Here is a 4369-nt window from a genome sequence, read left to right as displayed (position 1 = left end):
AACGTTCTCAACGAGGACCTCGTCGCCCAGGGCAAGAGCTCCGACGTCGTCCTCAACGGGACCGACAAGACCATCGGGGACAAGCTGCGCGAGATGAAGCTCGCCATCGGGCTCGAGCAGCAGGAGTCCAAGGACCAGATCCTCGACGGCTACCTGAACATCGTCCCCTTCAGCGGCAACGCCTACGGGGTGCAGGCCGCCGCCCAGTACCTCTTCTCCGAAGACGCCAAAGACCTCACCCTCCCCCAGGCCGCGCTCCTGGCCGGCCTGGTCAACGGCCCCGGCTACTACGACCCGACCGCCTACCCCGACAGGGCCGTCGCCCGCCGCAACCTGGTCCTGGACGCGATGCTCACCCACGGGTACATCGACAAGGCCGAGCACGACGCCGCGGTCAAGGCACCGCTGGCGCTCAAGCTCAACCCGCCGAAGCAGGGCTGCCAGTACGCGGCCCAGGCCCCGTACTTCTGCGACTACGTCCTGCACCAGATCGAGAACGACCCCGCCTACGGCGCCACCGCCAAGGACCGCGTCCAGCGCGTCACCAGCGGCGGCCTGACCATCAAGACCACCCTCGACCCGCGCCTGCAGGGCCCGGCCCAGCAGCAGGCCGACGCCACGACCGGGCCGCACCCGGACGAGTGGGGAACCTCTCTCGTGACGGTCCAGCCCGGAACCGGGAAGATCCTGGCCATGGCGCAGAACTCCCGCATGCTCGCCGGCCAGGGCAGCGACTTCGTCACCAGCTACAACTTCAACGTCGACAGCGCCGACGCCAACGGCAACCCCCTCGGCGGGGTCGGCGGCATGCAGCCCGGATCCACCATGAAGCCGGTCACCCTGGCCGCCTGGCTGGGCGAGGGCAAGCCCACCGACGCCGTCGTGGACGCCTCCCGGCGCGTCTACCCGCCCGACTACCCATGGAGGGACACCTGCGGGCCGGTCACCGGGTTCTACGACGCCGCCGCCGGCTCGCCCGACCTGCAGAACGACTCCGGCGGCTACTACCACCCCATGACCGTCCGGGAAGGGATCTACAACTCGATCAACACCGCGACCTTCGCCTCCGCCGCCGGCCTGGACGACTTCTGCGACATCCAGCGCGCCGCCGACGCCATGGGCATGCACAAGGGCGACAAGACCGGGGACAGGATGAACCTCTCCACCCTCGGCAACCTCCTCGGCGGGGAGAACGTCGCGCCTGTGACCATGGCCGACGCGTTCGCGACCTTCGCCGCCGACGGCACCTACTGCACCCCCATCTCCATCACGGAGGTCGACGACTCCCAAGGCCACAGGATCGGCGGACAGAACCCGAGCTGCAAAGCCGACGCCCTCCAGCCCGGCGTGGCCGAGGCCGCCACCAACGTCCTGCAGGACGTGGTCACCAAGGGCTCCGGCCTGCTCATCCCGCAGAAGCTCCCCGTCCCGTACGCGATGAAGACCGGCACAAACAACCTGAACAACCAGACCTGGGTCGTCGGGTACACCAAGGGCCTGGCCACCGCCTCCTTCTTCGGCGACCCCTTCAACTCCACCGCCCGTCTCGGACGCGACCTCACCGTAAACGGCCAGTACTACCCCACCGTCGACGGCGCCTACATCGCCGGGCCCCAATGGGCCCAGTACATGCAGCAGGTCACCGGCTACTACGACCACGGCATCTTCACCCCGCCGCCCCAGAACCTCATCACCGGAACGTCCTACCAGGCCCCCACACCTTCCGGCACCACCTCGGGCTCCACCACCACCGTCCAGCCCCCGGCGGCGCAGCATGGGACAGGCAAGGGCTAGGCCGCCGCGCGGGAGCCGGCCAGGGAAGGCGAAGGCCGAGAGCACGCGAAGGAACAGGCAGGCCCGCACCCGGGGGCAGGGCCGCTGGAGGACCCGCACCCTGCTCGTCGGGATGCTCATGGCGGCCATCATCGGCGCCGCCACGGCCCTGCTCGGCTGCTCTCTGGCCGCCGTCCCCCCCGGCCCTGCGCCAGTGCGGGTGCATTCACGGCCCGTGAGGTTCCCGGACCACGCCGTCGCCGCCCGCAAGTCCCGGGGCGAGGGGCAGTCTCGGTGGCCGTCCGCAGCCAGGCCGACGAGGCCCGCATCGTCCGGCAAGGTCGCGGAGTCCGGCGCGCGGGCCACAGCCCCCGTGGTGCCTGGCTTGCCTGGGCAGGGCGTCCGCCGGCTCGCCGGAAACAGCTCGCGGAATGCGCCGGGCCCCGAGGAAGGGCTCAGGTAGGACACCAAGGCCCTTCAGGCACGACTCCCAGCCAGCCATGCGAGCATTGGCTGGCGTGGCCGAGGAGCCAAAGGCCCAGAAACGCCGCGCAGACATCGGCCCGGCCCCCGCATCCGCTTCACGGCGGCCCGGCGGGGCAGGCCCGGAGAGGGAAGGCGGTGGCGGATGCCTCCGATCCCAGTGCTGCTGGGCACCTGGCGGTTCGAACCGGCCGCAGGCCTGCTCCTGGCCCTGGGCGCCGCGGCCTACGGCGCGGGCGTGCGCCGGATCGGGAAGTCCGGCGGGAGGTGGCCGAAGCGGCGGACCCTCTCCTTCGGCCTGCTCGGCCTCGGATCCTACCTCGCGACCGCCTGCGGCTTCCTCGGCGTCTACAGCCCGGACCTGCGCTGGGCCTTCGCGATCCGCGTCGCCGTCCTGCTCCTGGTCGTCCCGGGACTGATCGCCCTGGGCAGGCCGCTGGCCCTGGCCCGGGCCGCCATGCCCTGGGGCCCGGCCCGCAGGCTGTGCAGCCTGATGCTGGGAAGGCCGCTGCACCTCCTGGGGAACCCGCTGGTCGGACCTCTGGTCTGCATGGGGCTCTTCGCCCTGATGCTGACCCCGGCCGCCGGCTACGCCAGGACCACCCCGGCTGCCGAGACACTCCTGACCCTGGCCCTGCCCATCCTCGGGCTGGCCCTGCTCCTGCCGGCCACCGACACCGCCCACGCCCGGTACTCGCCCCTGATGGTCCTGGAACTGCTCTTCATCTTCATCGAGCTGATGGCCGACGCGATCCCCGGCATCGCCCTGCGGCTGAACACGGCGATCCTGGACCGCGTCCCGGCCGCGGCCGGCAGCTCCCCCGCATGGCTGCACCCCTCACCCCTGCACGACCAGCACCTGGCCGGGGACTGGCTGTGGTTCATCTGCGAGATGGCCGACCTGCCCGTGCACGTGCTCCTGATCGCCCGGTACCTGCGCAGCGACGCTAAGGAGGCCCGCAGGCTCGACGCGCTCAGCGACGATGAGATGGAAGCGCTCGCCGAAGCACACCTGCACGGCGGGAGGCAGTGAGCCCACCAGCAGGGCCGTGCGTGCCGGAGCGCTGGGACTCGTCGGCGCCCGCACCGCCTCACCCTCATTCCTGGCGGCCGCCCGGGCGGGGATCCCGGCCGCTGAACGGCGAGCCAGGCGTTGCGGGCAGCCGCCGGGACAGGGCGGTCCGTCGCCGCCCCAGCAGGAGGGTACCTGGGGAACGCTCCGCCCGTTTCGGGAGGGCCCCTTCCGGAGGCGGCGGCGACGCTGCGGCCCTGATCTGTCGCCTGCTTCCTCCGACGGTTCTCACTGGCTCCTTCTGGGCGGTTCTCAGGATCGCGCGCCACCATCGGGCCAGAAGCGGGACGGGGCGCGGGCAGGAGCGGGGAAGGAGTGCGAGGAATTGGAAGGGGTCCGAGGACGCGGAGCAGGCCCCCGGGGGCCGCGGTTCCGCTGGGGCGGCCAGGGCTGGGGCACCCCGGCGGTGGCGGTGCTCGCCGCGGCCGTCCTGAGAGCCGGCGCGGCGCCGGCAGGAATCGTCCTGGCAGCGCCGGCACGGGCCAGCGCGGGAGCATCGGCATCGGCTTCAGCATCCCCGCCGACTATGCCAGGCGCGGCGTCACCGTCGAGCCCACAGCCCCCGCGGGGCACCGGGCTCCCCCTTCCCCGTCGGGGCCCAGGTGGCCCGCGTCCCCCCGGCTCCCCCGCCCAGCAGGCCGGCATCAGGGCCGGCGACCGTCATCACCCGGCCTTGGGGCCTACCCCGTCCACAGCCCTCAAGGGCTAACCGCCGCCGTCCACGAGCAGCCCCCCGGCACCACCGCCACGATCGCCCTGACCCGCGGGCGCCCCCTCACCGTCCACGCCACCCTCGCCACCGCCCTGAGCGGGCCGGGAGGAAGAACCATGGAATCGACCCGTCCCGCCCCAGCGCGACGAACCGCCCTGGGCGCTGTCCTGGCAGCCTGCGTGCTGGGCGCCAGCGGGCGCAGCTTCGTCAACCCCCAGGGAACCTCCCATGAGGCGGCCGCGGTCCCCGGCGTCCAAGCGCCCGTCGGGCCCCTGCAGCTCCGCGACCCCGAAAGCAGCAGCGTGATCCTCGGGAGGTCCGCGGGCCGT

At 72.4% G+C, this 4369-nt stretch carries 3 protein-coding genes and 1 pseudogene; all 4 read left to right on the top strand.

Annotation, left to right across the window (positions count from 1 at the left end):
• Window positions 1–1794: transglycosylase domain-containing protein (locus tag LK10_RS01630; RefSeq protein WP_081998202.1), on the top strand; the 1794-nt coding region annotated here is incomplete at its 5' end.
• A complete protein-coding gene (locus LK10_RS01625) occupies window positions 1775–2236 on the top strand; it encodes a hypothetical protein (protein WP_156143984.1) in 462 nt (153 codons plus the stop codon). The genes LK10_RS01630 and LK10_RS01625, both read left to right, overlap by 20 nt.
• A gap of 165 nt (window positions 2237–2401) precedes the next feature.
• Window positions 2402–3289 carry a cytochrome c oxidase assembly protein gene (locus LK10_RS01620; RefSeq protein ID WP_052206829.1) on the top strand — a complete coding sequence of 296 codons (888 nt, stop codon included), beginning with the start codon at window positions 2402–2404 and terminating at the stop codon, window positions 3287–3289.
• An 867-nt stretch (window positions 3290–4156) separates the two neighbouring features.
• Window positions 4157–4369 (top strand): annotated as a pseudogene (locus LK10_RS01615) (hypothetical protein); the annotation flags it as partial.

The sequence above is a fragment of the Sinomonas humi genome (genome assembly GCF_000802235.1).
GTDB lineage: Bacteria > Actinomycetota > Actinomycetes > Actinomycetales > Micrococcaceae > Sinomonas > Sinomonas humi.
This window is presented reverse-complemented; position numbering and strand designations above follow the sequence as displayed.

What these genes read in the sequence shown, in the direction of transcription:
- LK10_RS01625 (WP_156143984.1), top strand. Translation starts at nt 1,775, where the DNA reads ATGGGACAGGCAAGGGCTAGGCCGCCGCGCGGGAGCCGGCCAGGGAAG.
- LK10_RS01620 (WP_052206829.1), top strand. Translation starts at nt 2,402, where the DNA reads ATGCCTCCGATCCCAGTGCTGCTGGGCACCTGGCGGTTCGAACCGGCC.